We start from the raw sequence: 25,255 nt of genomic DNA, 5'->3' as shown, positions 1-25,255 counted from the left end.
GCCTTTCCTAGAGGAGGGGTTGACGTGCCGTCAGGCCGCTGCGGTCGCGGTGGCGCAGCGGTGCCGGGTGCACTGCGACCCCGGCGGTTGTAGTATCCACTACGGTCTGGTTGCCATATTGATAAATATGCTACAGATAGGCGTCGTGGCAACCCGCGGCGAAAGGGAAACCGTTGAAGACATCACAGCCCGCCACGTCGGGCGCCCGGATTCTGCACCCGACCGAGTTCTTCCACTCCGGCGTCACCGCGTTCTTCGCCCTCCAGAGCGACCAGCGCTTCTCCTACTGCCTTTACGTGCCGACCGCCCACCAGCAGGCCAGCGAGCCGCTGCCCCTGGTCGTCGTCGTGCACGGCACCAACCGTCTCGCGGAGCGGTACCGCACCCACTTCCGGGACTTCGCCGAGGAGCAAGGCTGCATCGTGCTCGCGCCGCTCTTCCCGGCGGGTGTAGCCGATCCGGAGGACCTGCACGGCTACAAGCGGCTCCTGCACCAGGGCATCCGCTACGACGCGGTCCTGCTGGACATCGTCGAGCAGATCGGCAGACGCTACACCGTCGACACCACACGCTTCCTGCTGCACGGCTTCTCAGGCGGCGGCCAGTTCGCCCACCGGTTCGCCTATCTGCACCCCGAGCGCCTGACCGGGCTGTCCGTGGGTGCACCGGGCCGGATCACCCGCATCAACCCCGAGGTGCCGTGGTGGCTCGGCACGGCCGACGTCGCCGAGCGGTTCGGCCGGGAGATCGACCTCGACGTCCTGCGTACGGTGCCGGTGCAGATGCTCGTCGGCGACGCCGACACGGACACGTGGGAGATCGCCGAACCCGGGCTCGACGTCGGCGGCGACACCCGTATCGAGCGCATGAAAGCCCTGCGCGACAACTGGGAGCAGCACGGCATCCCTGTGCACTTCGAACTCATACCCGGCATGGGGCACAGCGGTTCGGCGGGGCTGCCGCACGTACAGCGGTTCTTCGCCGGCATCCTCGAGCCCTCGGAAGCCGGCCGAACCGTGTAACGCGTCTCAGACGAACGCGCCGCTGCCACCCAGCACACGCTCGGCGAAGCGCTCGCCCATCCTCCGGTAGCCGACGGCATTGGGATGGATGCCGTCCGGCATGTCCGCGGCGTCCTGCGGGCCGAACAGCTCACGCCCGTCGAGGTAGTACAGGTGCGGGTCGTCGCCTCGGCGCCCGAGCACGATGGACTCGAGTGCCTCGCGGACCATGGGCAGGGTCAGCGGCGCGAGACCTGCCTCGCCGGGATCCCCCGGCTCCTCGTCCGCCCTGCCGTCACCGGCCCTCGCGTACTCCGCGCCGAAGCCCGGTACCGCCGGGGCGTCCGGGCCCGCCGACTCAACGCGTGGGCAGAACACTGGTGAGACCACCAGGAGCGGAACGTCCGGGTGGCCGTCCCGCACGGTGTCGAGGAAGCCGTGCACCGCGGGGACGAACGTACGCGGCTTGAACGCGGCCTTGAGCACGGGGTTCAGGCCCAGCTTGAGGCTGATCAGATCGGCCGGCAGATCACGGATCGTCCGGGCGACATAGGGATCCAGCATGCCGTTGCCCGCCATGCCCAGGTTCACCGGGTCCAGCGAGCCCAGCGCGGCCGCCACCGCCGGCCAGGTGCCGGTGGGCCCGTCGGCCTGGGTGCAGTGGCTGATCGAACTGCCGTGGTGCACCCAGCGGGGCCGGCCGGACGGCTCGGGCGGCGATATCTGCGCATCAGCGCGCAGAGCGAGGAGCTCGCACGGGGTCTGCTGCGGCAGCCACAGTTCGATCTCCTTCATGCCTTCCGCCAGCCCGGGGAACCATACGGTGCCTGGCTCACCCGGGGTCTCGCGTGCCGCCGCCCGGGCGTGAGCCAGCCGAAGCACCCGGCCCACGGGAGCGGCCTCCCGGGCCACGAGCCGTCCGTCCACGACGAGTTCGAGCATGCCGGCGGGCGTGGGCGCGGCCGCTTCGTCGAAGTGGCGGACGGTGGTGAGCAGGTCGAGTTCCAGTGTCCGGGCGGCGGTGCGGAACGTCAGTCTCACGCCTGACGGCATGGCCGACACGAAGTCCATGAAGGCGTCGGGGTACTGCTTTCGCGTCCATGCCGGCAGCCGTCGTGGCAGCAGCCCGCCGCCGGGGCGCCGCTCCAGATCCAGTGCCCCTGAGAAGAGGACCGGACCGCCGGCCAGCGGTACCTCGTCCATCGGCGATGCCTCCTGCTCTCGTGGTCCCGGTACATCAACGCACCGGTGTCCACCGTCCCGTGACGGGTGGGACGTCGCCGCGGGCACGGTGGCCGACCGGTCGGCTGTCCGGCGCGGCGGGAAGCGGGCAGGTCGTTCCCCCGGTGTCCGGGGGACGGTACCGCGCATGTCCCGCCGCCGGGCGGTGGGGCCCCGCGCTGCGCGCGGAGGTGGTCACAGACTGATCGGGCCGGCGTCCACCAGCAGCGCGGGTGCCACGACGCTCTCCATGAACACCGCTTCGCCGCGCTCGCGGCGGCTGCCGGCGGCCAGCACCGCGTCGAGCACCTCGTCCATGCGGAAGGTGAGACGCACCGACGGCTGCCAGGCCACTGGTTCGCCGTCGTGGATCCAGTACGTGGCGTCCCTCGTCGTACCGGTGACGAGGGTGTCCTTGGGATGCAGGATGCGCAGGTAGTCGAGACGGCTGATCACCAATCCGGTCCCGCAGACGGCGGCCAGCTTCTCCTCGGTGTGGTCGCCGCCGGCCAGGAGGAGGTGCGACGGCGAGGGATCGGCGCCGAAGCGCCAGCCGGCCGGCACCGCGTGGCCGGTGGACGAGCCGCCCGTCACATCGGCGCGCCTGAGGTCCGACACCACACCGGTGAGTACACCGCTGTCGACCAGCCGCGTCGGCCGGCGCGGGGTGCCCTCCGGATCGAAGCCGCTGGCGAGGCCGGCGGGATCGGTGCCGTCGTCGGTGATGGTGAGCAGTTCGCTGGTCACCCTGCTGCCCATGCGGCCGGCCACCGCGGTGCGTCCTTCGGCGTATCCGGCCGCGCCCAGGGCGACATAGCCGTACGTGGCCAGCAGGGTGATCACCGCCTGGGGCCGCAGCAGAACCCGGAACGTGCCGCTGACGGGTGCGCGTTCCGGTAGGTCGGTCAGGTCGTCAAGGAGTCGGCGGGCCACGTCGGTAGGGTCGATGCGAGCGGCGTCCCGGTGGACGAGACGCACGCTCGACGATCTGCCGTCGCGCTCGGCGATCGCCTGCAGCGACGCCTTGGTGAGGGTCTCCTCGCGGTACAGGCCGCTGTGGTCGGCGACCACCCGGTGGATCACGTCGTGCCGGATGGATCCGCCCAACTGGGCCGTGTCCGCCAGGCCGTCCCGCACGGTGCTGAACCACGCATGGCGCTCGGCCGGTCCGGCGCCGAGCGTGGCGGCGCCCACCTCCGGCGCCACGGGGTCGGTGTCGGAGCCGCTACGACGGGAAGCATCTGGCTCGCCGGAGGGCGCCGGAAGCAGGGCCAGGGCGGAGCGGAGCCGGTCGGACAGGGCCTTGACCTCGGTGGGTTCGAGGGTCTCCAGGGTGCCCAGGGCCGTTCTGCCGCCCTCGGTGAGGCGCACCCGCACGCGCAGGCGCTCCTCGCTGTGCTGGGCGGTGACCCGGGAACGGGCGTAGCGGAGCAGGCCCGTGCGTTCCTGGGAGAGGTCGACATGGGTGCCCGGCCCCATGATGTCGAGCGCGTACCGGACCTGACGGCGATCGATGCTCATCGGGTGCCTATCTGGACGTTGCGGAAGCGGGCCGGGACCGTGCCGTGCCCGATGTGGGCGACCTGGAGCGGCTCGCCCTTGTTGCAGGAGGGGATGCCGTGGACCTGGAACTCGTCGCAGTTGCCCAGGGCGTCGCAGTCGGCCCAGAACCTGGGTGTGACACCGCTGTATGTGCAGTTCTTCAGCAGGCGGCCGAGCCTTCCGTCGCGGATCTCCCAGCCCGCCTCGGCGCCCAGCCGGAAGGACAGCCGCTGGTCGTCGATGGAGACGCTCTTGGTCATGTCCATCAGCACACCGCGCTTGGTGTCGGCGATCATCTCGGCCAGTGAGGAGTCGCCCGGTTCCAGGCACAGGTTGGTCATCCGGACCAGGGGGATGCGCTGCCAGCCGTCGGCGCGGGCCGCCCCTGAGGACTCCTGGCCCAGCGCCGCGGCCGACTCCCGGCCAGAGAGGTAGCCGGTGAAGACGCCGTCCTTGACGAGTTCGGTGCGCTGCGCGGCGACACCCTCGTCGTCGTACGCGTAACTGCCCAGGGCGCCGGTGATGGTGGCGTCGGCGTGGACGGAGACGAGGGGGGAGCCGAAGCGGAAGGTGCCGCGGCGCTCGGGCGAGGCGTAGGTGCCGCCCGCGAGGCTGACCTCGGAGCCCAGGGCCCGGTCGGCCTCCATCGGGTGACCGGCGCACTCGTGCAGCAGCATGGCGAGTTGGGCGCCGGTGACAACCAGCGTGCTGGTCTCGTCGGGGCACTGCGGGGCGGACAGCAGGGCGACGGCATCGGCTCCGACCCGGGCCGCCTCCTCCACCAGGCGCAGGCCCGGGATGTGCTCGTAGCCGGCGGTGGCGAACTGCCCGCGCTGCCCGCGGATCGAGCGGGGCACGGCCTGCGGGAACGAGCGCCGTTGGACGTCGTCGTCGTCGGAGGCGACGGCCATCAGACCGGCGCCGCTTTCGGTGATGGTCTGTTCGATCAGGGCGCCCTCGGTGTTGGCGAAGACCTTGTCGTCGCGGAAGAAGTCCATCGAGGCCTCGATCTGGCGCAGCAGCGGCCCGGCGGTGCGTGCCTCGGCCACGGCCGCGGCGAGCAGGTCGAGCTTGCCTGACAGCGGCACTGTGAAGGGGTCGACGGGCATCGGGGAGGACCAGCGGGCGCGGGTGGTGACCGGCTGACCGAGCGCGATCTTCGCTCCGCCGCCGGCGGCGCGGGCCTGTGCGACGGCTTCGGCGACCGCGGCCGTAAGACCCATGCGGTCCAGGCGGTGAGTGGCCGCGAAGCCCCACTGACCGCCGATGACGACGCGGACGCCGACGCCCAGCGAGTTCTCCCGCATGACGTCGCCGGGGCCCTCGTGTTCGACGAGGACCAGTTCGTGGGTGCGCTCGACGACGCGGACGTCCGCGTATGCAACGTCCCTGGGCAGCAGACCCAGGACCGTCTCCGCAGTGTCTTTCACAGTGTGTCTTACCCTTCGATCGGGGTGCAGCGCCGGGCAGTGCCGAGCGGGCACCGGTGTGAGGTGCGCAAGGGCTCCAGAAGGCCGGGCACTTCTCGAAGGTAGCGTTTGCTACAGACATTGACAACGAGTGTTGTGAGCGCTTCAGAAGCTTTTGAAGCGTTCTACTACAGGTATTGACTCGACTTGTAGCGGTTACTACAGTGCCACCACCCGGCGAGGCCAACTCCCGGTTGATCTGGCCCTTCTTGCAATCGAACTGACAGCGGACAGCGCGCCTCACTCGCCCCAGGAAGTTCTCATGCCCGAGCAACTCCTCTTCATCGACCTGACGAGTGCCGACCCCCAAGAGCGCGGCCGACAGTACGGCGTGGCCGCGCGCGAACTGATTGAACGCTCCATCGACTTCTACGCGGAACTGTTCCTGCGTACCGCCGGACTTCAGTGGACCGAGGCCACGGCCCGGGCCCGCGCCTGGATACCGCTCATCGACGACTACTTCCCGGGCATCCTCGACGAGATCCGCGGGATCGCCGAAGGCGCCGGACGCGACTTCGAGGAGATCCTCGCCCTCAACGCCCGCTTCGAACTGAGTCAGTCCAACCCCTTCGACGACAAGGCCGACGAGGGCTGCACCTCTTTCGCCCTACTGGAAGAGGCGAACGGCCTCGGGCATGTGCTGTGCGGTCAGAACTGGGACTGGCGTGAGCAGGTGGCGGACACCGTCGTCGTGCTGCGCGTTCAGCAGCCCGGGCGGCCGACCCTCATCACCCAGACCGAGGCCGGACAGATCGGTCGGCACGGCGTCAACTCGGCCGGTATCGGCCTGAACGCCAATGGACTCGGTGGCGGATTCGACGCCGGACTCAGCGTGCCCGGCACCTTCGTCCGCCGCAAGATCCTCGAGTCCTGGGACGTGTACGACGCCCTGCGGGCCGCCTTCCAGGTCACCCAGTCCACCCCCAGCAACCTCCTGATCACCCATCGCGACGGATTCGCGATCGACCTGGAGACCACCCCGGGCCGGCACGGCTGGATGTACCCCACGCACGGAGTCCTGGTCCACGGCAACCACTTCCAGGCCTTCGTCCCGCCCCAGATCGAGAAGACCTACCGGCCCTTCTCCGTGGACTCGCTCTTCCGTGTCCCCCGCGTCGAGAAGGGGCTCCAGGCCGCCCGGTCGGTCACGTCCGGCGCCCGGTTGCGCGCCCTCGTGCGCGACGTGATGAGCGACCACTTCGCCCACCCCAACTCGGTGTGCCAGCACGCCGATCCACGACGCCACGAGGCCGACCGCTACGAGACGGTCGTCTCCAGCCTGGTGGACCTCAGCACCGGCGAGTACCTGCTGACCGCGGGACTCCCGTGCGAGAACGACTATGTCCGGGTGCCCTGGAACATCTACGACGGGCCAGAGGCACCGTCGCCCGCTCCGCACGCGGCCGCCCACACGGGCTGACCGTACGACCAAGGCACCCGCACGCCACGTCCCTGTCCCTCACCCCTGGAGCCTCGATGCCTCGTCCTCTCCTTCCCCGTTCACCGAGACGACCCACAGCGGCGCTCGGCGTCGCTCTCACCCTCGCCGTGCTCACCGCCGGCTGCGGCGGCACCGCGGGATCCGCCGGATCCGTCGCCAAGGACGACAGCGCCAAGGGCGGCGGGCAGGCCGCCGCCCAGTCCAAGGCCGAGGCGAACGACGCCATCTGCGGCAAGAACAGCCGCCCCATCAAGCACGACCTCGGCACCACCACGATCACCGGCAAGCCCAAGCGCGTCGTCGCTCTCGAATTCTCCTTCGTGGACGCGCTGGTGAACGCCGGCGTCAAGCCCATAGGCATCGCAGACGACGGGAAACCGGACCGGATCCTCAAGCCGCTGCGCGACGTCGTGGGCAGCTACACCTCGGTCGGTCTGCGGCAGTCGCCGAACCTCCAGGTCATCAAGTCCCTCAAGCCCGACCTCATCCTCGCCGACAGCCAGCGCGACGCGGCCGTCTACGAGCAGCTGCAGAAGATCGCCCCGACGGTGGCCCTGGGCAGCAACGCCGCCGACTACGAGCGGGTCATGCAGAGCGAGGTCGTGGTCGGCGAGGCGGTCGACGAGTGCGACAAGATGACCGCCGCACTCGACAAGCACAAGAAGGCCATGGCCGACCTCAAGGCCAAGATCACCGCCGATGACAAGCGCAGGATCGTCTTCGCCATCACCTACGACAAGGGGGTCAGCGCCCAGACCCAGCGGGCCTTCGCCCCCACCGTGCTGCGCGGCCTCGGACTGACGACGGTGCCCTCGACCAAGGGCCAGGACTCCACCTTGAGTATGACCTTGGAGTCCATGGTCACCCTCGCGCCCGACGTGCTGTTCATGGCGCGCAACACGCCCAAGACGCTGAGCGACCAGTGGCAGTCCAGCCAGCTGTGGAAGCAGATCCCGTCCGTCAAGAACAACAAGATGTACGTGGTCGACGGCAACGTCTGGTCCAAGAGCAGGGGCACCCTCGCCGCCGAGATGATCGCGCGCGAGGCGATCGAGAAGCTCTTTCCCGCCTCATGAACGCCACCACCACCGCGATGCGGCCGTCCCTGGCCGGCGACGCCGGCCGGGGACGGGGCCCCGGCATCGTCGTCGCGGCCGTCGCCGTCGTAGGAGTGGCCCTGCTGGCCGTCGGCATCCTGTGGGCCCTGTCGATCGGCAGTGAACAGATCAGCTGGTCGTCCGTGGTGCACTCCTGGTTCTCGGCCGACTCCCCGGCCGAGCAGATCGTGCGCACCATCCGGCTGCCGCGGGTGCTGCTCGCGGCCCTGGTCGGCGCCAACCTGGCGGTGTCCGGCGCGGTGATGCAGGCGATCACAGCCAACCCCATCGCCTCGCCCGACATCATGGGTGTCAACTCGGGCGCAGCGATGGTCGTCGTCGCGGCCATCACCATCGTGCCGACCATGGCCGGGGCCCCCTCCATCATCCTTGCCTTCGGCGGCGCGGCGGCGGCGGGCATCACCGTGATGGTCCTGGCGGGCATGGGAACGGGCAAGGTCAGCCCGGTCCGGCTCGCCCTCGCCGGAGTGACGGCAAGCACCCTGCTCGTCTCCCTCACTCAGGTACTCGTGATCTTCCATGAGAACGACACCCAGTCGGTACTGTTCTGGCTGGTCGGCGGCGTCAACTTCGCCCAGTGGCAGGACATCGGCACCGTGCTGCCCTGGACCGTGGCCGGGCTGCTGGTCGCCCTCGCCCTCGCCAAGTCGCTCAACATCCTCGCCCTCGGTGAGGACATGGCCCGCGGCCTGGGCCAACACGTGGAGCGCACCCGCGCGTTCGGTGCCGCCGTCGTGATCGTGCTGTGCGGTGCCTCGGTTGCGGTGGCCGGCCCGATCGCCTTCATCGGACTGATCGCCCCGCACATCACACGCAAACTGGTCGGCTCCAACTACCTTCGCGTCCTGCCCGTCTCGATCCTGGTCGGCGCCGTCCTCACCGTCTACGCCGACATCGGCTCCCGCTATGTGAACCCCCCCTTCGAGGTACCCACAGGCGTGGTGACCGCCCTGGTGGGGGCGCCGATCTTCATCTACCTCGCCCGACGGCAGAAGGTGACGCGATGACCGTCAACGTAGCGATGGGACGGCCCGTGCGCCGTACCGCCGTCGCGGCCCGCAGACCCTGGATCCTGGTCGGCTCGCTGCTCGCCCTGGCCGTGGTCTGCACCCTCGTCAGCCTGACGATCGGCGCCACGCGGATCCCGTTCTCGGACGTCCTGACCGCGCTGTCCGGACAGCGCACCACCGACGGGGCCGAGGTCGTCCTCGACTTCCAGTTGCCGCGGGTGCTGCTGTGCTGGGTGGTCGGCATCGGCCTCGCCGTCTCCGGCGGGGTGATGCAGGGCGTGGTCCGCAACCCGCTGGCCGCCCCCGACATCATCGGCGTGACCAAGGGCGCCGGCTTCGCCGGCATGCTCCTCGTGCTGACCCTGCCCGGCGCCTCCGTCGCCCTGGTCCCACCGGCGGCCTTCGCCGGTGGAGTCGTCGGCGCGGGACTGGTGTACCTCTTCGCCTACCGGCGCGGGGTCTCTCCGGTCCGGCTCGCGCTGGTGGGCATCGCCGTCAGCGCCACCTTCGAGGCGGGCATCCGCTATCTGCTCGTCAAATACCCGCTGGACGTCAACGCCTCCCTGATCTGGCTCACCGGCAGCCTCTTCGGACGGTCGATGGACACCGTCTGGATGGCCCTGCCGTGGATCGCGGTGCTCGTGCCGGCGGTGCTGGTGATGGCGCGCCGCCTCGACGTCCTCGGCCTCGGCGACGACCTGGCGACCGGCCTCGGCGAACCGGTGGAGCGCACCCGCCGCAATCTGCTGCTGCTCGGCGTGGCGCTCGCCAGCGTCTGTGTCGCCGTCGCCGGGACCATCACCTTCGTCGGACTGATCGCACCGCACATCGCCCGGCGCCTGGTCGGCGGCCGTCATGTGGTGCTGCTGTCGGCCGCGGCCATGATCGGCGTGCTGCTGATGCTGCTCGCCGACACGGTGGGCCGCGGGATCGCCCCGCCCCTGGAGATCCCCGCGGGCGTGGTCACCGCCGTCATCGGCGGACCGTACTTCCTCTATCTGCTGGTCAAGCTGGGCAAGTAGGAGCGACCGATGAGACTGCAGGCGCAAAACGTGCGACTCGCCTACGACACCCACGTGATCGCGGAGGACCTCAGCCTGACCATCCCGGACGGCAAGGTGAGCGTCCTGATCGGACCCAACGGCTGCGGCAAGAGCACGGCGCTGCGCGCGCTGGCCCGGCTCCTGCCGCCGCGCACGGGCCAGGTCGTGCTTGACGGCAAATCCATCCAGAAGACCCCGACCCGGGAAGTGGCCCGGCTGCTGGCGATCCTGCCGCAGGTCCTCACCGCCCCAGAAGGCATCACCATCGAGGACCTCGTGTGCTTCGGCCGTCATCCGCACCGCTCCTCGCTGAAGGTTCCCTCGGAGGCGGACCGCGAGGCCGTAGAGTGGGCCATGGAGGTCACCGGCGTCGCCGAGATGCGGCATGCCCATGTGGACCAGCTCTCCGGCGGTCAGCGGCAGCGGGTGTGGATCGCCCTCTGCCTGGCCCAGGAAACCGACATCATCCTGCTGGACGAGCCCACCACCTATCTCGACGTCGCCTACCAGCTGGAGGTGCTGGACCTGCTCGCGGACCTCAACCGCGACCACGGCACGACGATCGCGATGGTCCTGCACGACTTCAACATGGCCGCGGAGTACGCCGACCACATCTTCGTGATGCACGCCGGCGCGCTCGTCGCCGAGGGCACTCCCGTCGAAGTCCTCACGCCCGAACTCATCCACCAGGTCTTCGGCGTGGAATCACGGGTCGTGGACCATCCCGTCAGCGGCAAGCCGCTGTGCATCCCCGTCCGCCAGGAACGGGTCGCGCGGACGGCGCCCGGACGGCGGGGCGCCAAGGCGACGGCCGACGCCTCCTGAACGACGTCGCCACCACACTCGCCCCCTCATCTCACTCATCCCTTCCCTCCGTACGCCCTGCGCACCACGAGAACGGATCACACACGCATGTCATCGACCGTCGACAGCCGCATGCCCGAACTGCATCACGCCCACCGGGACGTGACTGGCGGTTGGCTGCGCCCCGCCACCTTCGGTGTGATGGACGGCCTCGTCTCCAACTTCTCCCTCGTCGCCGGCGTGGTCGGCGGCGGCGCCTCGGCACAGGCCGTGATCCTCACGGGCCTGGCCGGACTGGTCGCGGGCGCCTGCTCCATGGCCACCGGCGAGTACACGTCGGTGTCCTCGCAGCGCGATCTGGCCCATGACGAGATCGCCACCGAGCGGCGCGAACTGGAGGCCAACCCCGACGAGGAACTCCGCGAACTCACCCTGATCTACGAGGACAAGGGGCTGCGCCCGGAACTGGCCGCTGAGGTCGCACGCGAGATCACTGCCCAGCCCGAGGTGGCCTGGCGCGTGCATGTGCGCGAGGAACTCGGCATCGACCCCGACGACCTGCCCTCGCCGTGGACGGCGGCCGCCTCGTCGTTCGCGGCCTTCGCGGTCGGCGCTCTCATACCGCTGCTGCCGTTCTTCCTCGGAGCCTCGGGCATCGTTCCGGCACTGGTGATCAGCGCCGTGGCGCTGGTCCTGACCGGCGGCGGCATAGCCCGCCTGACCGCACGCCCGATGTGGTTCGGCGGACGGCGCCAATTGCTGCTCGGTGGTCTGTCCGCCGCGGTGACCTACGGCGTCGGTCTGCTCGTGGGAACGGGTGTTTCATGACCGATCCCGTGATATCCCCCAGGGGTGCGGCGCAGGGACTGCGCGCTGTCGCCCTGGTCAAGCAGGTGCCGCTGGACGGCGGCTCCGGCGACCTCGATCCGGACGGGCGCCTCAGACGCACCGGCCAGGACGCGGAGATGAACCCCTGGTGCCGGCGTGCCGTGACCCAGGCGGTCCGGCTCGCGGCCGGGCCCGGCGGCCACAGCACCGCCGTCACGATGGGACCGCCCCGCGCTGTGGACGTGCTGCGCGAAGCGCTGGCCTGCGGAGTGCAGAGCGCCCTGCACCTGACCGATCCCGGCTGGGCCGGCGCCGACTGCCTTGTGACGGCCAAGGCGCTGGCCGCGGCGCTCGAGGCGCACACCGACGCCGAAGTGATCCTCGTCGGACGCAGTTCCGTGGACGGCAACACCACCGCCATCGGCCCCATGGTGGCCGAACTGCTCGGCCTGCCGTTCATCGGGGCGGCCCTCGACATCGACGTCGCCGAGGAGGGTGGCGCCCGCGTGCTGCGCGCCACCCTCCAGTCCGAGGAGGGACGGCGCACGGTGCGGGTGGCGCTGCCGGCCGTGGTCGCCGTCGCCGAGCGTTCGTGCCGGGGGGCCAAGGCGCCGTCGGACATCTGGCCCGGTACCGACCGGATCCGTACGGTGTCACGGCGGGACCTCGGGCACACCGGCCCCGTGACCAGCCCGACCCGGGTGACGGGGGCACGCCGGCAGGCGCGGGTGCGTACCCCGGTGGTGCTGTCCGGCACCCTCGACGAGCAGGTGGAGCAGGCCCTCGATCTCTGGGAGTCCCGGACGGAGCCGGATGCCGCGGCCGCCGGCGAGCCCGTGCCGCCGCGGCACCGCGGCACGCCGTTCGAGCGGGTCCTGGCGTTGACCGGACCGCCGGAGACGGCCGAGCCTCGAGCGCTCCTGGGCGAGGCGGCGGGCGTGGCCGTACGCTTCGGCGCCGGGGTCATCGCCGTCGTCCTGCCGGGCGCCGACACCCGCGGCTTCGGGGCGTGGGGGGCCGATGAGCTGCTCGTGCTGAGCGGCGACGCGCCCCGGTCGGCAGCGGCCGCCCTGCACGCCTGGATCATTGAGCACGACCGACCGCACGCCCTGCTCAGCTCCGCCCGCTCATGGGAGCGCGAGGTGCTGGGCCGGCTCGCCGTACGCCTGGACAGCGGGCTGATGTCCGATCTCGTCGCGGTGGAGGCCCGCGACGACGGCCTCGGTCCCCGGCTGGTCGGAACGAAGCCGTCGGGCCAGTCGGCCCTCGCGGAGATCGACAGCCTCAGCTCCGTGCAGATCGCGACCCTGCGCACCGGAAGCCTGCCGCTGCGCACACCGCGGCCCGGCTCCGGTCCGTTGCCCATGCGGCAGCTGGACGTGCCGCCGGACCCGGCCCTGCGGGCGGGACCGCTCAAGCCGGACGCGAACTACGACGCGCTGGAGCGGGCCCGGGTCGTCATCGGTGTCGGACAGGGGGTGGATCCGGGCCGGTACGCCGAGTTGGAGCCGCTGCGCCTGCTCCTGGACGCCGAACTCGCCGCCACCCGCAAGGTGACCGACACCGGCCGGCTGCCGCACTCACGCCAGCTGGGGGTCACGGCACGCGCTGTCGCACCCGAGCTGTACCTCGCGCTGGGCATCTCCGGCAGCACCAACCACATGAGCGGGGTGGAGCGGGCGGCGACCGTGCTGGCCGTCAACCACGACGCCGGGGCGCTCGTCTTCGAGCGGTGCGACATCGGGATCGTCGCCGACTGGGCGGCGGCCGTGGAGGCGCTGTGCGCGGCCCTGGACAAGCGCCGGCGGCTGACCGGTGGGCTCCGCGGCGAGCGAGGAGATTAGCCTTGCGATATGGCCATCGACACCCGTACCGAGCCCCCCGCCACAGATCCGACGCAGGGCCCCTGGCTGCTGCTGATCTACCGCGTGCCCAACGAGTCGTCGGGGGCACGCGTGGCGGTGTGGCGGCAACTGAAGAGGCTGGGCGGGTTCTATGTGCAGCAGGCGGTGTGCGTGCTGCCCGACCGCGGGGAGCTCAGGGAGAAGCTGAGCCGGATCCGCGAGCGCATCGACGAACTGGGCGGCTCCAGCGTTTTCCTGACCCTCACCGATGTCGAGGAGGACGCCCGCGTCCAGTTCGTCGAGGGCCTGCGCGGACAGTCGGCGAAGGAGTACGCGGAGATCGTCGAGGAGTGCGAGACCAAGTTCTTCAAGGAGATCGAGTTCGAGCGCTACCGCGACAACTACACCTTCGAGGAGGCGGAGGAGATCCGCCAGGACCTCGAGAAGCTGAAGCGCTGGCTGCGCAAGGTCGAGGCGCGGGACTGGATGGACGCCGACGGCAAGGAGCTCGCCCGGCAGAAGGTCGCCGAGTGCGAGCAGATGCTGGAGGAGTTCGAGGCGGACGTCTATGAAAGGACCGTCAGCGAGGTGGGATGAGCCGCCGCCCGCGCCGGGCGGCGGCTCAGGTGCGCCGCCGTCCGCCCCTCCTGGTGCCTTTCGCCTCGTGTGCCCTCGCCGCGAAGCGGGCGTCGAGCAGTTCCCTGAGCTGGTTGCGCTTGTCGAACGTGCGTATGGCCCGCTCTTCGTCGCGTGCCGCCACAGCCAGGGTGAGTGCCTCCAGCACGATCAGGAACATGCTCTGGCCGCCGTACATCTCCGGCCGGCCCGTCGGGGCGGTCAGCACGGCGTCGGTCCACTCGTCCAGGGCCTCGCGCAGGGTGTCGGTCAGCAGGACGGTGCGTGCTCCCGTGTCCGTGGCGTGCTGGAGGGTCACTTCCAGCTCGGGCCGGATGCGGTTCTGCGCGATGATGAGGACCACGTCGTCGGGTCCAAGCGGCAGCAGCCGGTCGACCAGCTGGAAACCGGTGTCGGAGGCCGGCCGGGCGCGGTAGCCGAGCCGGTTGAGCCGGGTCACGGTGTACTCGACGAGGCTCGCGTCCCCGCCCAGGCCCCACACCAGCGTCTCGTGGGCGTCCGCGACCAGCTCCACCGCCCGGCGGAAGTCCGCCGGGTCGAGGGTGCGTCCCAGTTCGTTGAGCAGGTCGGCCCGCTCGGCGAGCAGACTGCCCACCACGCCCTCGGGGCCCTCGCTGAAGTTGCTGATGGTGTTGTGCAGCAGGTGGGTCGGCGTCAGCAGGGTGCCGAGGTGCTCCTGGAGGGTGCGTTTGAGGCCCGGAAGCCCGTCGAATCCGAGGGACTTGGCGGTGCGTACGACGCTGGCGTCGCTGGTGCCGGTGGCCGTGGCGATCTCCTCCGCGGACGAGAACGCCGCCTGCTGGGGATGCTCGCACAGATAGGTGGCGACCTTACGTTCGGTGGGGGTGAGCGACTCGTAGCGTGCGGTCACCCGCTCCTGCAGAGTGGGCAGTTTGCGGATAGCGGACGTCATGGCTACGGCTCTCCTCGGTTCACCGGCGAACGGGCTGTAGCGGATACTACGCGCACTAGCCGGTTCACGACAAAGAGTCGAGGGGCGGGCCCGGAGTTCTCTCCGGGCCCGCCCGCCGTGCCGTACCGCACGTTTCACGACTTGGTCGGCCGTACGTCGATGGCCAGGCTGACGGAGAAGGCGCCCACCAGCAGGACGCCGCCGATCACGGCCAGAGCGGCGTCCCCGAACAGGCCGAGCGAGAGGACTGCCAGCAGGAGGGCCAGGGCCAGCACCACGGCGACCGCGATCTTCCAGTCGTCGCCGATGACGAAGTCGTACCAGAACTGCCCGAAGGACTTCAGGAACTTCATCGCACGTTCTCCTCGATCGGGCCGGCAAGAGCCGGCGTGCTGGTGCCCGGGGTGCGCAGGGTGCTCACGAACACCCGGCTCAGGAGGAACCACACGACCAGCAGGCCGAGGATCGCCAGGTCGTGGCCCGGCCACTCCAGGCTCTCCTGGCCGGCGCGGAAGATGCCGATCCCCTCCACCGCCCAGTAGGTGCCGAAGGAGGCGAGCAGCAGGCCGACGCCGTACTTGAGCAGGTTCTCGTCGATCATTGACAGCGGACGGCGCACCGCGAACGCGATGCCGAGCACGATGACCACCGCCGCCGCGGCGCCCACGCTGGCCGCAGGCACGTTGTCCGCGTTCAGGCCGAAGGTGATGACGATGAAGACGACCTCCATGCCTTCGAGGAACACGCCCTTGAAGGACACCATGAAGGAGAACATGTCGAGCCGGCCGGCGCTCTCTCCCGCCGACTTGGCCGCCTCGACCTCCTCGCGGTAGATCGCGTCCTCGTCGTGGACGGCCTTGCGGCCCGATGAGCGCAGGATCGCCTTCCTCAGCCACTGCAGGCCGAATATCAGCAGCAGGCCGCCGATGACCAGTTGCAACGCTGCTTCGGGGAACCAGCGCCCGAGTGCGTAACCGGCGATCGATGTGACCACTGCGAGTACTGCCAGGGCGGCTGCCACTCCGGTGAGTGCCGAGCGCCAGCTTCGGGTGTAGCCCATCGCCATGACGATCGTCGTCGCTTCGACCATTTCCACGAAGCAGGCGACGAAGGTCGCGGTGATGAGCCCCCAGGTTGCCGCATCCACGGCGGCTCCTCTCCATTGGTGAATGAAGCATCTGTTGCATCATCACTTTAGTTACGTGAAACATATGTTGTCAACGCATGGAGCGTGTGCCCCGGGCCTGCGCCCGGCAACAACAGAAGGAGCAGCACGAATGGACCATCTGAGAAACGGTGTTGACGGATTCGGCACCGTAGGCACCCTCACCGTGAGCGGCGATCGGTATGCCGTTCACCGGATTTCCGGCATCGCGCCGCCTGACTGGCCGTACACCATCAAGGTCCTGCTGGAGAATCTGCTGCGCCACGCGTCGTTGGGCCGGGTGACGCCCAGTCAGATCGAGTCGCTGCTCGGCTGGGGGCGTGCGGACTCCTTCGCGCGGGCCGTCGACATCCACCCGACGCGTGCATTCCTGCATGACACGAACGGCGTGCCGGCCCTCGCCGACCTCGCCGCGCTGCGTACCGCCGTGGCCGAGCGCGGCGGCGATCCGGCACACGTCAACCCGGTCATCCCCGTCGAGTTGACGGTCGATCACTCAATCGTCGCGGACATCGCCGCCCGCCCGGACGCGGCCGAGCGTAATGTCGCACTCGAATACGAGCGCAACGCCGAGCGCTTCCGATTCCTCAAGTGGGGGCGCGACGTGCTGCGTCACGTGGCGGTCGTGCCGCCAGGCACCGGCATCATGCACCAGGTCAACCTCGAGTACCTGGCCCGCGTGATCGTGGCCCGCGACGGCTGGGCGTTCCCCGATCTGTGCCTGGGCACCGACTCGCACACGACGATGATCGGCGGCCTTGGCACCCTGGGCTGGGGCATCGGCGGCATCGAGGCTGAGGCCGCCATGCTCGGCCAGCCCCTGTCGATGCTGATCCCACCCGTGGTGGGCGTCCGGCTGGACGGCGAACTGCCGGAGAGCGCGACCGCTACGGATCTGGTCCTGACGATTACCGAACTTCTGCGCGGCCACGGCGTGGTCGGCAAGTTCGTGGAGTTCTACGGCCTCGGCGTGGCCCGCCTCTCCCTCGCCGACCGGGCCACCCTGGCCAACATGGCACCCGAGTACGGAGCGACCTGCGGGTACTTCCCGATCGACGAGGAGACCCTGCGGTATCTGCGCTTCACCGGCAGAACACCCGACCACGTCGCCCTCGTCGAGGCCTATGCGAAGGAACAGGGGCTGTGGCACCGTCCGGACGAACCGCCGTGCTACACCGAGACGCTCCGGCTCGACCTCTCCACCGTCGTCCCGTCCTTGGCGGGCCCGAGTCGCCCCCAGGACCGCATGCCCCTGGACCAGGTACGCGCCGCGGTGCGAGACATCGTGCGAGAGCGGACCGGTGCCGCAGCGCGGGAGGATGCCGTGAGCCCCGTACCGTACCGGACCGAGTCCCACCGCATGTCCGAGCAACCCGAGGACGCGGCCGTCGTGATCGCCGCGATCACGTCCTGCACCAACACCGCCAACCCGTCGGTGATGGTCGGTGCGGGCCTGCTCGCCCGCAACGCCGTCGAACGCGGACTGCGCCGCAAGCCCTGGGTGAAGACCAGCCTGTCGCTCGGTTCCCGCGTCGTCACGGACTACCTCGGCAGCGCTGGCCTGACGCCGTACCTGGAGAAGCTGGGCTTCCATCTGACCGGCTATGGATGCATGACCTGCATCGGAGCCTCCGGCCCCCTGGTCGACGGGGTCTCCGAGGCGGTGCGGGAACAGGACCTCACCGTGGCCGCGGTTCTGTCCGGCAACCGGAACTTCGAAGGCCGCATCCACCCCGACGCACGCATGAACTTCCTTGCCTCACCACCCCTCGTCGTGGCATACGCCCTGGCCGGCACCGTGGACACCGACCTGACCACCGACGCCGTCGGCACCGACCGCGACGGACACCCCGTCTTCCTGCGGGACATCTGGCCGACCGCCGACGAGATCCGGGAGGTCATCGAAGCCGCCGTCACGCCGGACATGTTCACCCGCGCCTACGCGGACGTCTTCACGGGCGACCCCCGCTGGGCGCTCCTCGACACACCGTCTGGCGAACTCTTCGACTGGCCCGACAACTCCACGTATCTGCTCCGGCCCCCGTTCCTGGACGGAGTGGGCGACGCGCCCGAGCCAGTGGCAGACATCCGCGGCGCGCGAGTCCTGGCGAGCCTCGGCGACTCCGTGACCACCGACCACCTGTCGCCGGCCGGGGCCATTCCCGGGCAGAGCCCGGCAGGCCGCCACCTCACCGCGCACGGCACACCACGCGCACAACTCAACACATACGCATCGCGCCGCGGCAACCACGAGGTGATGATGCGTGGTGCACTCGCGAACATCCGGCTGCGCAACCGGCTCATACCCGGTACCGAGGGCGGGCTCACCCGGGACTTCACGGCGGAAGGAGCGGTTACGACCATCCACGACGCGGCCGCCGCCTACCGCGCGGCCGGCATCCCGCACATCCTGCTGGCGGGCAAGGAGTACGGTACCGGCTCGTCTCGCGACTGGGCGGCCAAGGGCCCAGCCCTGCTGGGCGTCCGAGCCGTGCTGGCCGAGTCCTTCGAGCGCATCCACCGCTCGAACCTGGTGGGCATGGGCATCCTGCCGCTCCAGTTCCTGCCGGGCGACAGCGTCACCACACTGAAACTCACCGGAGAGGAGGTGTACGACATCACCGGCCTGTCCCACGCTCTGAAGGACGACGCCGATGCCAGCGAAACCTCACGCACGGCGCTGGTACACGCAGATGCCCGGACATTCCGCGTGACCGTGCGCCTGGACACGCCACGCGAGCGGACCCACTACCGCCACGGAGGCATCCTGCCCTACGTCATGCGCGACTTCACACGGCGTACACCCTTGGCGGGAAAGCCTCGGTGAGAACCCGAACAATTGCGCTCGGCGCGTGCGGCAGCACACTCGCGGCACCCGCTGAATCGAACCATCCGGGTAGGGAGCAGCGACGGTCAGGCCGGATGACGATGCCGATCACGGCCAACGGCCCACACCCGGAGACCGCCTGTCGGCGACGGTGGGTGGACGATCACGAGTGCGGGCACCACACCAGCCTCACCCAGGACTGGAGCAGGAAGACGCCCGGCTACTCCACGGCCGGGTCTTCCTGCGCACGCCGCACCGCCGCCCCCTAGTTCCAGCTAGTACCGGTTCGCGCCACCGCCGCGCCTGGAGCACCGTCACGCACGGCAAGGACAAGGGCCGCACCAAGCCCCGGTGATCCCACCACCATGGAGAGCGCCGGGACCATCCCTGGGCGGCAATCGTCCGCCTCCGCCTCCGCCTCCGTGGACGAAGACGCAACAGACGTGCCGACCAGTGACGGCCGGCAATGCCTGCCGGGCGTGGCTTTCCCCAAGAAGTTGTGCGGGTCCTCCTGCACCTCGGCGCCGGGCCGGTAGGCGTCGGCGTCGACGGTGTAGCTCTGGCCGGAGTTCTCTCGCATCCGCCGGGCTTCTGCTTCTGTGCGAGGGAGTTCGTGCCTCTGACCGGCCTTGCCAGCGCCCAGTTTCTCAGGAGACACTCCACGCGCCAGAGCGTCCAGCACGCCGCCAGGTCTGCCCACGTACTGGGGATCGGTGGCGATCGTCAGCGGGCATGCGGATCCCTCACGGAGGTATGGGTGTTCTGGGTGAGCGCATGTGCCGCGTGCAAGTATCGGCGTAGGCGCCGGTATGCGCCGCGGGCGGTGATGCCGAGGGTGGCCCGGCCGACGTAGAGGGGCGACAAGAGGTCGCGCCGTCCGGTTTGCGTGTCCGCGGGGAAGTGCCGTTGCAGATCGGTGAGGAGTTCCTCGTAGCGCCCCGCGACCTGCTTGGGGGTGAAGCAGGCCTGTGCTCTTGCTCGGGCAGCTTGTCCCATCGTTTCGCGCATGGGCTGGTCGTCCATCAGCTGTGCCAGTGCTCTGCTGAGTGCGGCGATGTCGTCGCGGGGAACGAGGCGTCCGTCGATGCCATGTCGGATGATCTCGCGTGGTCCGTGGGGGCAGTCGGTGCTTACCACGGGAAGGCCGTGTCCCATCGCTTCGACGAGGGTCATGCCGAATGATTCCTGTGCTGAGGTCACTGCGGCGATGGATGCTTCGTCCCATTTAGGGGCCAGCGGGGTCGCCGGCCCCATGAGTTGGATGTGCTCTGCCATGTTCCGGCGGTCGATCTCTGCTTGCAGAAATATCCTGCTCGGACCTGAGCCGTAGATACGCAGCTGCCAGTCCGGCCGCTGAGGGCTGACGCGCGTGAAGGCTTCGATGAGCATGTCGTAGCGTTTGACTCGGGTGAGCCGCCCGGCGGCCATGACGATTTTGCTGGTGCGGGCGGTGCCGGCCCGGTGCGGTGCGGGGATGCTGTTGGGCAGGGCCCTGATCGAGGGCTGTTGGAGGTGAAGTCCGCTGCGGTAGGCCGCCGCGTCCGCTTGCGTCATCGCCACGACGGCGTCCAAGGCTGGATACCAGCGTTGCATGGCGCGTCGCAGACAGTGCCGGAGCGAATCGTGGACGAGGTGTTCTTGTCCGATGCGGACGGCTGAGGTGGGGCCGAAGCGAGCCAGCATGACGTTGAGACCGGCGCGCGTGGAGATGATGACGTCGGTGGAGCAGGTGGCGAACCACGCCAGCAGGCGTTCTTCGGCCAGCTGGTGATATTGGCGTCGTCGGCTGTCGCCGCGTGGGAAATAGCTGCCTGCCTGATGAATGCGTGGGTCCGCGCTGTCGGGAGATGAACTCCTTCGATCCACGAGTGCGGTCAGCGTGATTGCGGGCGGCAGTTCCAGTCGGGGGCGTGTCCGGTCTTTGAAGACGGAGACCACGTGGACGTGGTGTCGCTCTGACAGAGCGGCTGCGAGGTTGAATGTGGAGCGGGTGGTCCCGCCGATGGCGAAGGCATTGTGCAAGAGGAATGTGATGCGCATGTGTCCCACGAGGAGCTCGGGTGCTGGTGCTGGTTCACTGCCGCAGCAGGCGTAGTGCCAGCATGGGTGGGCTCGAGCTGACCGTGAGGCGCCGATTGGGGGCCCTTGCGGGCGATAGGGAGGGCATTCTCGGGGGCCGGATGGGGGTTGTGTTGGCAGCCCGGGTGAGATAAGGGGTCTGCTTGATTAAGCGGGAGGACGGAGGCTGCGGAGAATTGGCTGCGGGACGTGGTGTTCTACCGGTCGGACCGGTTGGTGGAGTGTTCGCAGATGGGAGAGCCGAACGGCGCGATGAGCGCTGGCTGTTGGCAGTCTTGCAGGTGGCGTTTGTGGTTCTGCTGGGCTCGTCGCTGATTCGCTACCTGGCTCATGACCGGTCGGGCTCACATGTGCTCTGGGTCAGCTGTCTGTTCGCCCTCTTCGGGCTGCTCTACTTCTTGGGATCTCTTTGGGCTCCTGCGCCACAGCCTGGAACGCCGCCGGCCAGGCGCCATTTGTTGTGGTTGGCGGTAGTTTCCTCATGCTGGGCGGTCCTGCTCGCGCTGGCTCCCAGCGCCACGTGGTGCCTGATGCCGGTTTTGTTCGCCGGTCTCCACAGGCTGCCTACGCGCATCGCGATTCCTGTCGTCGCGGTGCTGACGGTCCTAGTGGTGGCCTCTCAGCTGCGCGGAGCGGGTGGTGCGATCAACCCGAACATGTTGTTGGCTCCACCGGCCGTTGCCGCGGTGGCCACGGCGGTCCTCGTCCGGCTGAAGCGGCAGTCAGCGCGCCAGCGCCTCCTGATCGCCGACCTCGTGCGCACGCGGGAAGCCCTGGCTGCCACCGAACGGAGGGCCGGCACACTGGCCGAGCGGCAACGTCTGTCCGCTGAAATCCATGACGTCCTTGCCCAGGGCCTCGCGAGCCAGCAGATGCTACTGCAGGCCGCCGACCACCTCTGGTCGACCAGTCCCGACACAGCCCGCCGTCATGTCAGGGACGCTACCGCCATAGTGCAGCGCGGACTCGTGGAGGCCCGCCGCTTCGTGCGCGATCTCAGCCCCGCCGACCTCGCCGATTACACACTGGCCGAGGCGCTGTCCGCGCTCACAGCGCGGGAAACCACCCCCCACCTCACGGTGACGTTCCACGAAGAGGGACCAGCTACTGTGCTGTCCCCGCCTATCGCCGGCGCCCTGCTGCGCATCGCACAGGGAGCGATGGCCAATGTCCGCGAGCACGCGAACGCCACCCAGGCCGTCATCACCCTGACGCACTTGGAGCAGCAGGTGTCATTGGACATAGCCGACAACGGCACGGGATGCGCACCCGAAGAGGCCTTGGTATCTCGGCCACGAGTGGACCATGCGCCAAGAGGGGACCGTGGCTTCGGCCTGCCCTCGATGCATGCGCGGGCACTCCACGCGGGCGGCACTCTCAGCCTCGAATCAGTCCCCGAGGAAGGGACCGTCGTCACCGCGACCTTTCCCATACCGTCCTGACCGCATGCGAAAGGCCCCCATGTCCCCCTCGCGCTCCCCGCAACCCGTGCGGATTCTCCTCTGCGATGACCACGCGGTGGTCCGTGCAGGCCTTCATGCTCTCCTGTCCAACAGGGACGACATGAAGGTCGTAGGCGAGGCGGCCAGCGGAGAGGAAGCAGTCGCCGTCGCCGCGCGCGTACACCCCGACGTGATCCTCATGGACCTTCAGCTGGACGCAGGACCCGATGGCATCGCCACCACGCGCAAACTTCTCGCCCAGGCAGCAGCCGCCCCGGAGATGCCCACACCCCGCGTGCTGGTTCTCACCATGTTCGACACCCACGCGGACATCACGCGCGCGATCAAGGCCGGCGCCACCGGATACCTACTGAAAGCCGACAACCCCCAAGCCCTCTACGACGCGATCAACGCTGCCGCCGCGGGACGGACCACGCTCTCTGGGCCCGTCACCGACCTCGTCCTCAGCCACCTGCACACTCCCCCACCCGCCCTGTCCGAACGCGAGCGCCACATCCTGCGACAACTGGCCGAAGGCCACACCAACCGAGAGATAGCCCGCGCACTCTTCCTCAGCGAAACAACCGTCAAATCACACCTGAGTCGAATCTTCAACAAACTAAACGTCCAGACCCGCACAGCAGCCGTTACGAAAGCCGCCGAACAGCGCCTGCTGGACTGACCGCCACCCTCTTGCATGCGGGGACTCGCGTCTTTCCAGAATCCCCAGCCGAGGATCCCGTCGGCAAGAACTGGCATGCCTCTGCCTCTATCACCTCGTCCGCGAGCGCCATCTGGGCTTCCTGCTCGCTGACGCTGTACGCCCTGCCGCGCGCCATGGTGCACTCGCCGGTGCGGACGATGGCGTGCTCCGGATGCTTTTGCGTCCAATTGCCACCAGGGACGCCAAATCGTCCGGCAACCCTGCTCGCGTGTCCCGCTATCACGGTCACTCCAGGGCAGGGCAGCGACGTGTAGACCGCTGCACGTGTACAAGCCGTGCGGACCCAAACTGGGCCGGCGAGCCACACGGAACCAGCGGGGAACCATATACGCCGGTGGACAGTCCGTCATTCCACGGCAAGAAGCCGTAGTTGGTAAGAGATCCGGCCCTGACGACGCAAAACGTGAGCGACCGGTCCAGCCGACCGGCGCAGAGACCGCAAGTCCGCCGTGCCCCGAACCACGAGGTCGGGGGACGGCGGTGCGACGAGAGGAAGTGTCGTGACGACCGCATTCGAACCCATCACTGTCGGAGCCACCACGGCGGCGAACCGGGTGTTCATGGCCCCGATGACGCGCAACCGGGCCACTCTGGACGGGCTGGCCACCGACATCATGGTCGAGTACTACACCCAGCGTTCGGGCGCCGGACTGATCATCACCGAGGGCATCCAGCCGAGCCCGGTCGGACAGGGCTACATCTCGACGCCGGGTCTCCACAGCGCCGAGCAGGTCGCCGCGTGGCGGCCCGTCACCGATGCCGTCCATGCAGCGGGCAGCACGATCTTCGCGCAGATCATGCACACGGGCCGGATCGGCCATCCCTCCCTGACGGGGCTCACGCCCGTGGCCCCGTCCGCGGTCAAGGCCCCAGGTCACTGTTACACCGCGGAGGGCCCCGTGGACAACATCGCCCCGCAGGAGCTCACCGAGGAAGAGATCCTCCAGACCATCGAGGACCACGTCACCGCCTCCCGCAACGCCATCGAGGCCGGCTTCGACGGCGTGGAGATCCACGGCGCCAACGGCTACCTCGTGCAGCAGTTCCTCTCCGACAACGTCAACCTGCGCACGGACCGTTGGGGCGGCACTGTCGAGAACCGCGTCCGCTTCCCCGTCGAGGTCGTCAAGGCCGTGGCCGCGGCCATCGGCGCGGACCGGGTCGGCCTGCGCATCTCGCCCGGAAACAATGACTTGGACATCGTTGAGAACGACCCCGCCGAGCTGTACACCACACTGCTGAACGCCCTGTCGGACCTGCCGCTCGCCTACGTCCACATGCGGGAGACCAAGGATGACCGTGATCTGACGCGCAAGATGCGCGCCGCCTGGTCGGGGCCGTTCGTCCTCAACCCCCTGTACGACGTGGACGCGCCGCACAAGGCCCTGACCGAGGTCCTCGACGACGGGATAGCGGACGCCGTGGCCTTCGCGCGGCCGTTCCTGGCCAACCCGGATCTCATCGCCCGCATCAAGACCGAGGGCCCGTACAACACTGCCGACCCCAAGAGCTTCTACGGGGGCGGCGCGGAGGGCTACACCGACTACCCGACGGTCACCTCCGCCTGACATCCGCACCCGGGGCACCCGCGACTACAGGGCGCCGTAGCCCTCGTCCGGACCCTCTGTGGCGGTACTCGGGAGTTCCGGGGGCGTAGCGCTATTCGGGCCCGGCGTTCGGGTCGGGGCGGACCGCGCCCAGAACCGGGTTCGCGGCGATCGGGGACACCTTGACCTTCGTTCCCGGTCGCGGCGCCTGCACGGCCTTACCGTCCCCGAGGTACAGGGCCACGTGTGTGGCCTTGGGGAAGTAGACCACCAGGTCCCCGGTGCGCAGCTCGTTCGGTGAGACGTGCGGCAGTCGGGCCCACTGTTCCTGGCTGGTGCGCGGGATGGTCTGTCCCGCGTGCTCCCAGGCCCGTGAGGTCAGCCCGGGCAGTCGTACGCCACCGGGCCCTCGGCGCCTCACCCGTACGGCTTCCAGATCCGGTCGAGGGCGTACCGCAGGGCGCGGTCGCCCATTGTGAGGGCATGCGCTCGGCGCCGAGCGCACCGGACGCCAGGAACTGCTGCTGTGCCGCCCCGGCCGCGTCGCGCTCCAGCGCGGCCGGGGCGGCGAGCTGCTCGGCGCTCAGCTTGATCCTTAACA

22 protein-coding genes and 1 pseudogene are annotated in these 25,255 nt (G+C 69.3%); 14 read left to right on the top strand and 9 right to left on the bottom strand.

From position 1 onward, the window contains the following. Positions 1-173: 173 nt before the first annotated feature. Positions 174-1,022, top strand: a complete 849-nt coding sequence (locus tag VXC91_RS18960) for a PHB depolymerase family esterase (protein WP_329508462.1) — start codon at positions 174-176, stop codon at positions 1,020-1,022. Positions 1,023-1,028: 6 nt separating this feature from the next. Here VXC91_RS18960 and VXC91_RS18955 read toward each other — a convergent pair whose 3' ends face one another. The 3 genes from VXC91_RS18955 to VXC91_RS18945 form a co-directional block, all read right to left on the bottom strand. After that, complete coding sequence (locus VXC91_RS18955) at positions 1,029-2,204, bottom strand: GDSL-type esterase/lipase family protein (RefSeq protein ID WP_329508461.1); 1,176 nt, start codon at positions 2,202-2,204, stop codon at positions 1,029-1,031. Between the two features lie 213 nt (positions 2,205-2,417). Further along, positions 2,418-3,743 carry a metallopeptidase TldD-related protein gene (locus tag VXC91_RS18950; protein WP_329508460.1) on the bottom strand — a complete coding sequence of 442 codons (1,326 nt, stop codon included), beginning with the start codon at positions 3,741-3,743 and terminating at the stop codon, positions 2,418-2,420. Further along, positions 3,740-5,194: a TldD/PmbA family protein gene (locus VXC91_RS18945; protein WP_329508459.1), complete on the bottom strand. Its 1,455-nt coding sequence runs from the start codon at positions 5,192-5,194 to the stop codon at positions 3,740-3,742. The genes VXC91_RS18950 and VXC91_RS18945 overlap by 4 nt, the downstream gene beginning before the upstream one ends. A gap of 301 nt (positions 5,195-5,495) precedes the next feature. On the opposite strand from VXC91_RS18945, the gene VXC91_RS18940 reads away from it, so the two are divergent. The 8 genes from VXC91_RS18940 (at position 5,496) to VXC91_RS18905 (ending at position 13,918) form a co-directional block, all read left to right on the top strand. After that, positions 5,496-6,653, top strand: coding sequence for a C45 family peptidase (locus VXC91_RS18940; protein ID WP_329508458.1), 1,158 nt, complete (start codon positions 5,496-5,498; stop codon positions 6,651-6,653). 56 nt (positions 6,654-6,709) lie between these two features. Beyond that, on the top strand, positions 6,710-7,750 hold the full coding sequence (locus tag VXC91_RS18935) for an ABC transporter substrate-binding protein (protein WP_329508457.1): 1,041 nt from the start codon (positions 6,710-6,712) through the stop codon (positions 7,748-7,750). Then, the gene (locus VXC91_RS18930) at positions 7,747-8,799 is read left to right on the top strand and encodes a FecCD family ABC transporter permease (protein WP_329508456.1); all 1,053 of its coding nucleotides are present in this window, start codon (positions 7,747-7,749) and stop codon (positions 8,797-8,799) included. The genes VXC91_RS18935 and VXC91_RS18930 overlap by 4 nt, the downstream gene beginning before the upstream one ends. Further along, positions 8,796-9,824, top strand: coding sequence for a FecCD family ABC transporter permease (locus VXC91_RS18925; RefSeq protein ID WP_329508455.1), 1,029 nt, complete (start codon positions 8,796-8,798; stop codon positions 9,822-9,824). Before VXC91_RS18930 ends, VXC91_RS18925 begins: the two co-directional genes overlap by 4 nt. 9 nt (positions 9,825-9,833) lie before the next feature. Then, complete coding sequence (locus tag VXC91_RS18920; RefSeq protein ID WP_329508454.1) at positions 9,834-10,670, top strand: ABC transporter ATP-binding protein; 837 nt, start codon at positions 9,834-9,836, stop codon at positions 10,668-10,670. A gap of 87 nt (positions 10,671-10,757) precedes the next feature. Further along, a complete protein-coding gene (locus VXC91_RS18915; RefSeq protein WP_329508453.1) occupies positions 10,758-11,477 on the top strand; it encodes a VIT1/CCC1 transporter family protein in 720 nt (239 codons plus the stop codon). Beyond that, the gene (locus tag VXC91_RS18910; protein ID WP_329508452.1) at positions 11,474-13,321 is read left to right on the top strand and encodes an FAD-binding protein; all 1,848 of its coding nucleotides are present in this window, start codon (positions 11,474-11,476) and stop codon (positions 13,319-13,321) included. Before VXC91_RS18915 ends, VXC91_RS18910 begins: the two co-directional genes overlap by 4 nt. Positions 13,322-13,330: 9 nt before the next feature. After that, positions 13,331-13,918 carry a Chromate resistance protein ChrB gene (locus tag VXC91_RS18905; protein ID WP_329508451.1) on the top strand — a complete coding sequence of 196 codons (588 nt, stop codon included), beginning with the start codon at positions 13,331-13,333 and terminating at the stop codon, positions 13,916-13,918. Between the two features lie 25 nt (positions 13,919-13,943). Here the strand turns inward: VXC91_RS18905 and VXC91_RS18900 are convergent, their stop codons facing one another. The 3 genes from VXC91_RS18900 to VXC91_RS18890 form a co-directional block, all read right to left on the bottom strand. After that, entirely contained in the window at positions 13,944-14,870 is a 927-nt protein-coding gene (locus VXC91_RS18900) for a MurR/RpiR family transcriptional regulator (protein ID WP_329508450.1), read from the bottom strand. Positions 14,871-15,004: 134 nt separating this feature from the next. After that, complete coding sequence (locus VXC91_RS18895; protein WP_329508449.1) at positions 15,005-15,223, bottom strand: hypothetical protein; 219 nt, start codon at positions 15,221-15,223, stop codon at positions 15,005-15,007. Next, positions 15,220-16,017 carry a COG4280 domain-containing protein gene (locus VXC91_RS18890; RefSeq protein WP_329508448.1) on the bottom strand — a complete coding sequence of 266 codons (798 nt, stop codon included), beginning with the start codon at positions 16,015-16,017 and terminating at the stop codon, positions 15,220-15,222. Before VXC91_RS18890 ends, VXC91_RS18895 begins: the two co-directional genes overlap by 4 nt. Before the next feature lie 130 nt (positions 16,018-16,147). Between VXC91_RS18890 and acnA the strand changes: the two genes are divergently transcribed. Both acnA and VXC91_RS18880 read left to right on the top strand, forming a co-directional pair. Further along, on the top strand, positions 16,148-18,862 hold the full coding sequence (acnA, locus tag VXC91_RS18885; RefSeq protein ID WP_329508447.1) for an aconitate hydratase AcnA: 2,715 nt from the start codon (positions 16,148-16,150) through the stop codon (positions 18,860-18,862). 95 nt (positions 18,863-18,957) lie between these two features. Beyond that, a complete protein-coding gene (locus VXC91_RS18880) occupies positions 18,958-19,131 on the top strand; it encodes a hypothetical protein (RefSeq protein WP_329508446.1) in 174 nt (57 codons plus the stop codon). Between the two features lie 454 nt (positions 19,132-19,585). Here VXC91_RS18880 and VXC91_RS18875 read toward each other — a convergent pair whose 3' ends face one another. Beyond that, positions 19,586-20,902 (bottom strand): glycosyltransferase family 4 protein, encoded by a 1,317-nt coding sequence (locus tag VXC91_RS18875; protein ID WP_329508445.1) that lies wholly within the window; start codon positions 20,900-20,902, stop codon positions 19,586-19,588. A gap of 260 nt (positions 20,903-21,162) precedes the next feature. Between VXC91_RS18875 and VXC91_RS18870 the strand changes: the two genes are divergently transcribed. Beyond that, positions 21,163-22,383, top strand: coding sequence for a sensor histidine kinase (locus VXC91_RS18870; protein ID WP_329508476.1), 1,221 nt, complete (start codon positions 21,163-21,165; stop codon positions 22,381-22,383). A 19-nt stretch (positions 22,384-22,402) separates the two neighbouring features. Continuing rightward, complete coding sequence (locus VXC91_RS18865) at positions 22,403-23,065, top strand: response regulator transcription factor (protein ID WP_329508475.1); 663 nt, start codon at positions 22,403-22,405, stop codon at positions 23,063-23,065. On the opposite strand, the gene VXC91_RS47000 is transcribed toward VXC91_RS18865, so the two are convergent. Then, a complete protein-coding gene (locus VXC91_RS47000; protein ID WP_408057412.1) occupies positions 23,031-23,330 on the bottom strand; it encodes a DUF6233 domain-containing protein in 300 nt (99 codons plus the stop codon). The genes VXC91_RS18865 and VXC91_RS47000 overlap by 35 nt on opposite strands. 277 nt (positions 23,331-23,607) lie before the next feature. Here VXC91_RS47000 and VXC91_RS18860 point away from each other — a divergent pair, with 277 nt between their 5' ends. Further along, complete coding sequence (locus VXC91_RS18860; protein ID WP_329508444.1) at positions 23,608-24,675, top strand: alkene reductase; 1,068 nt, start codon at positions 23,608-23,610, stop codon at positions 24,673-24,675. 24 nt (positions 24,676-24,699) lie between these two features. Here VXC91_RS18860 and VXC91_RS18855 read toward each other — a convergent pair. Further along, a pseudogene (locus VXC91_RS18855) lies at positions 24,700-25,255 on the bottom strand (C40 family peptidase); the annotation flags it as partial.

Source organism: Streptomyces chiangmaiensis, assembly GCF_036281785.1.
GTDB lineage: Bacteria > Actinomycetota > Actinomycetes > Streptomycetales > Streptomycetaceae > Streptomyces > Streptomyces chiangmaiensis.
Note: the sequence above shows the minus strand (reverse complement) of the source record. Positions and strands in the feature narration are given on the sequence as shown.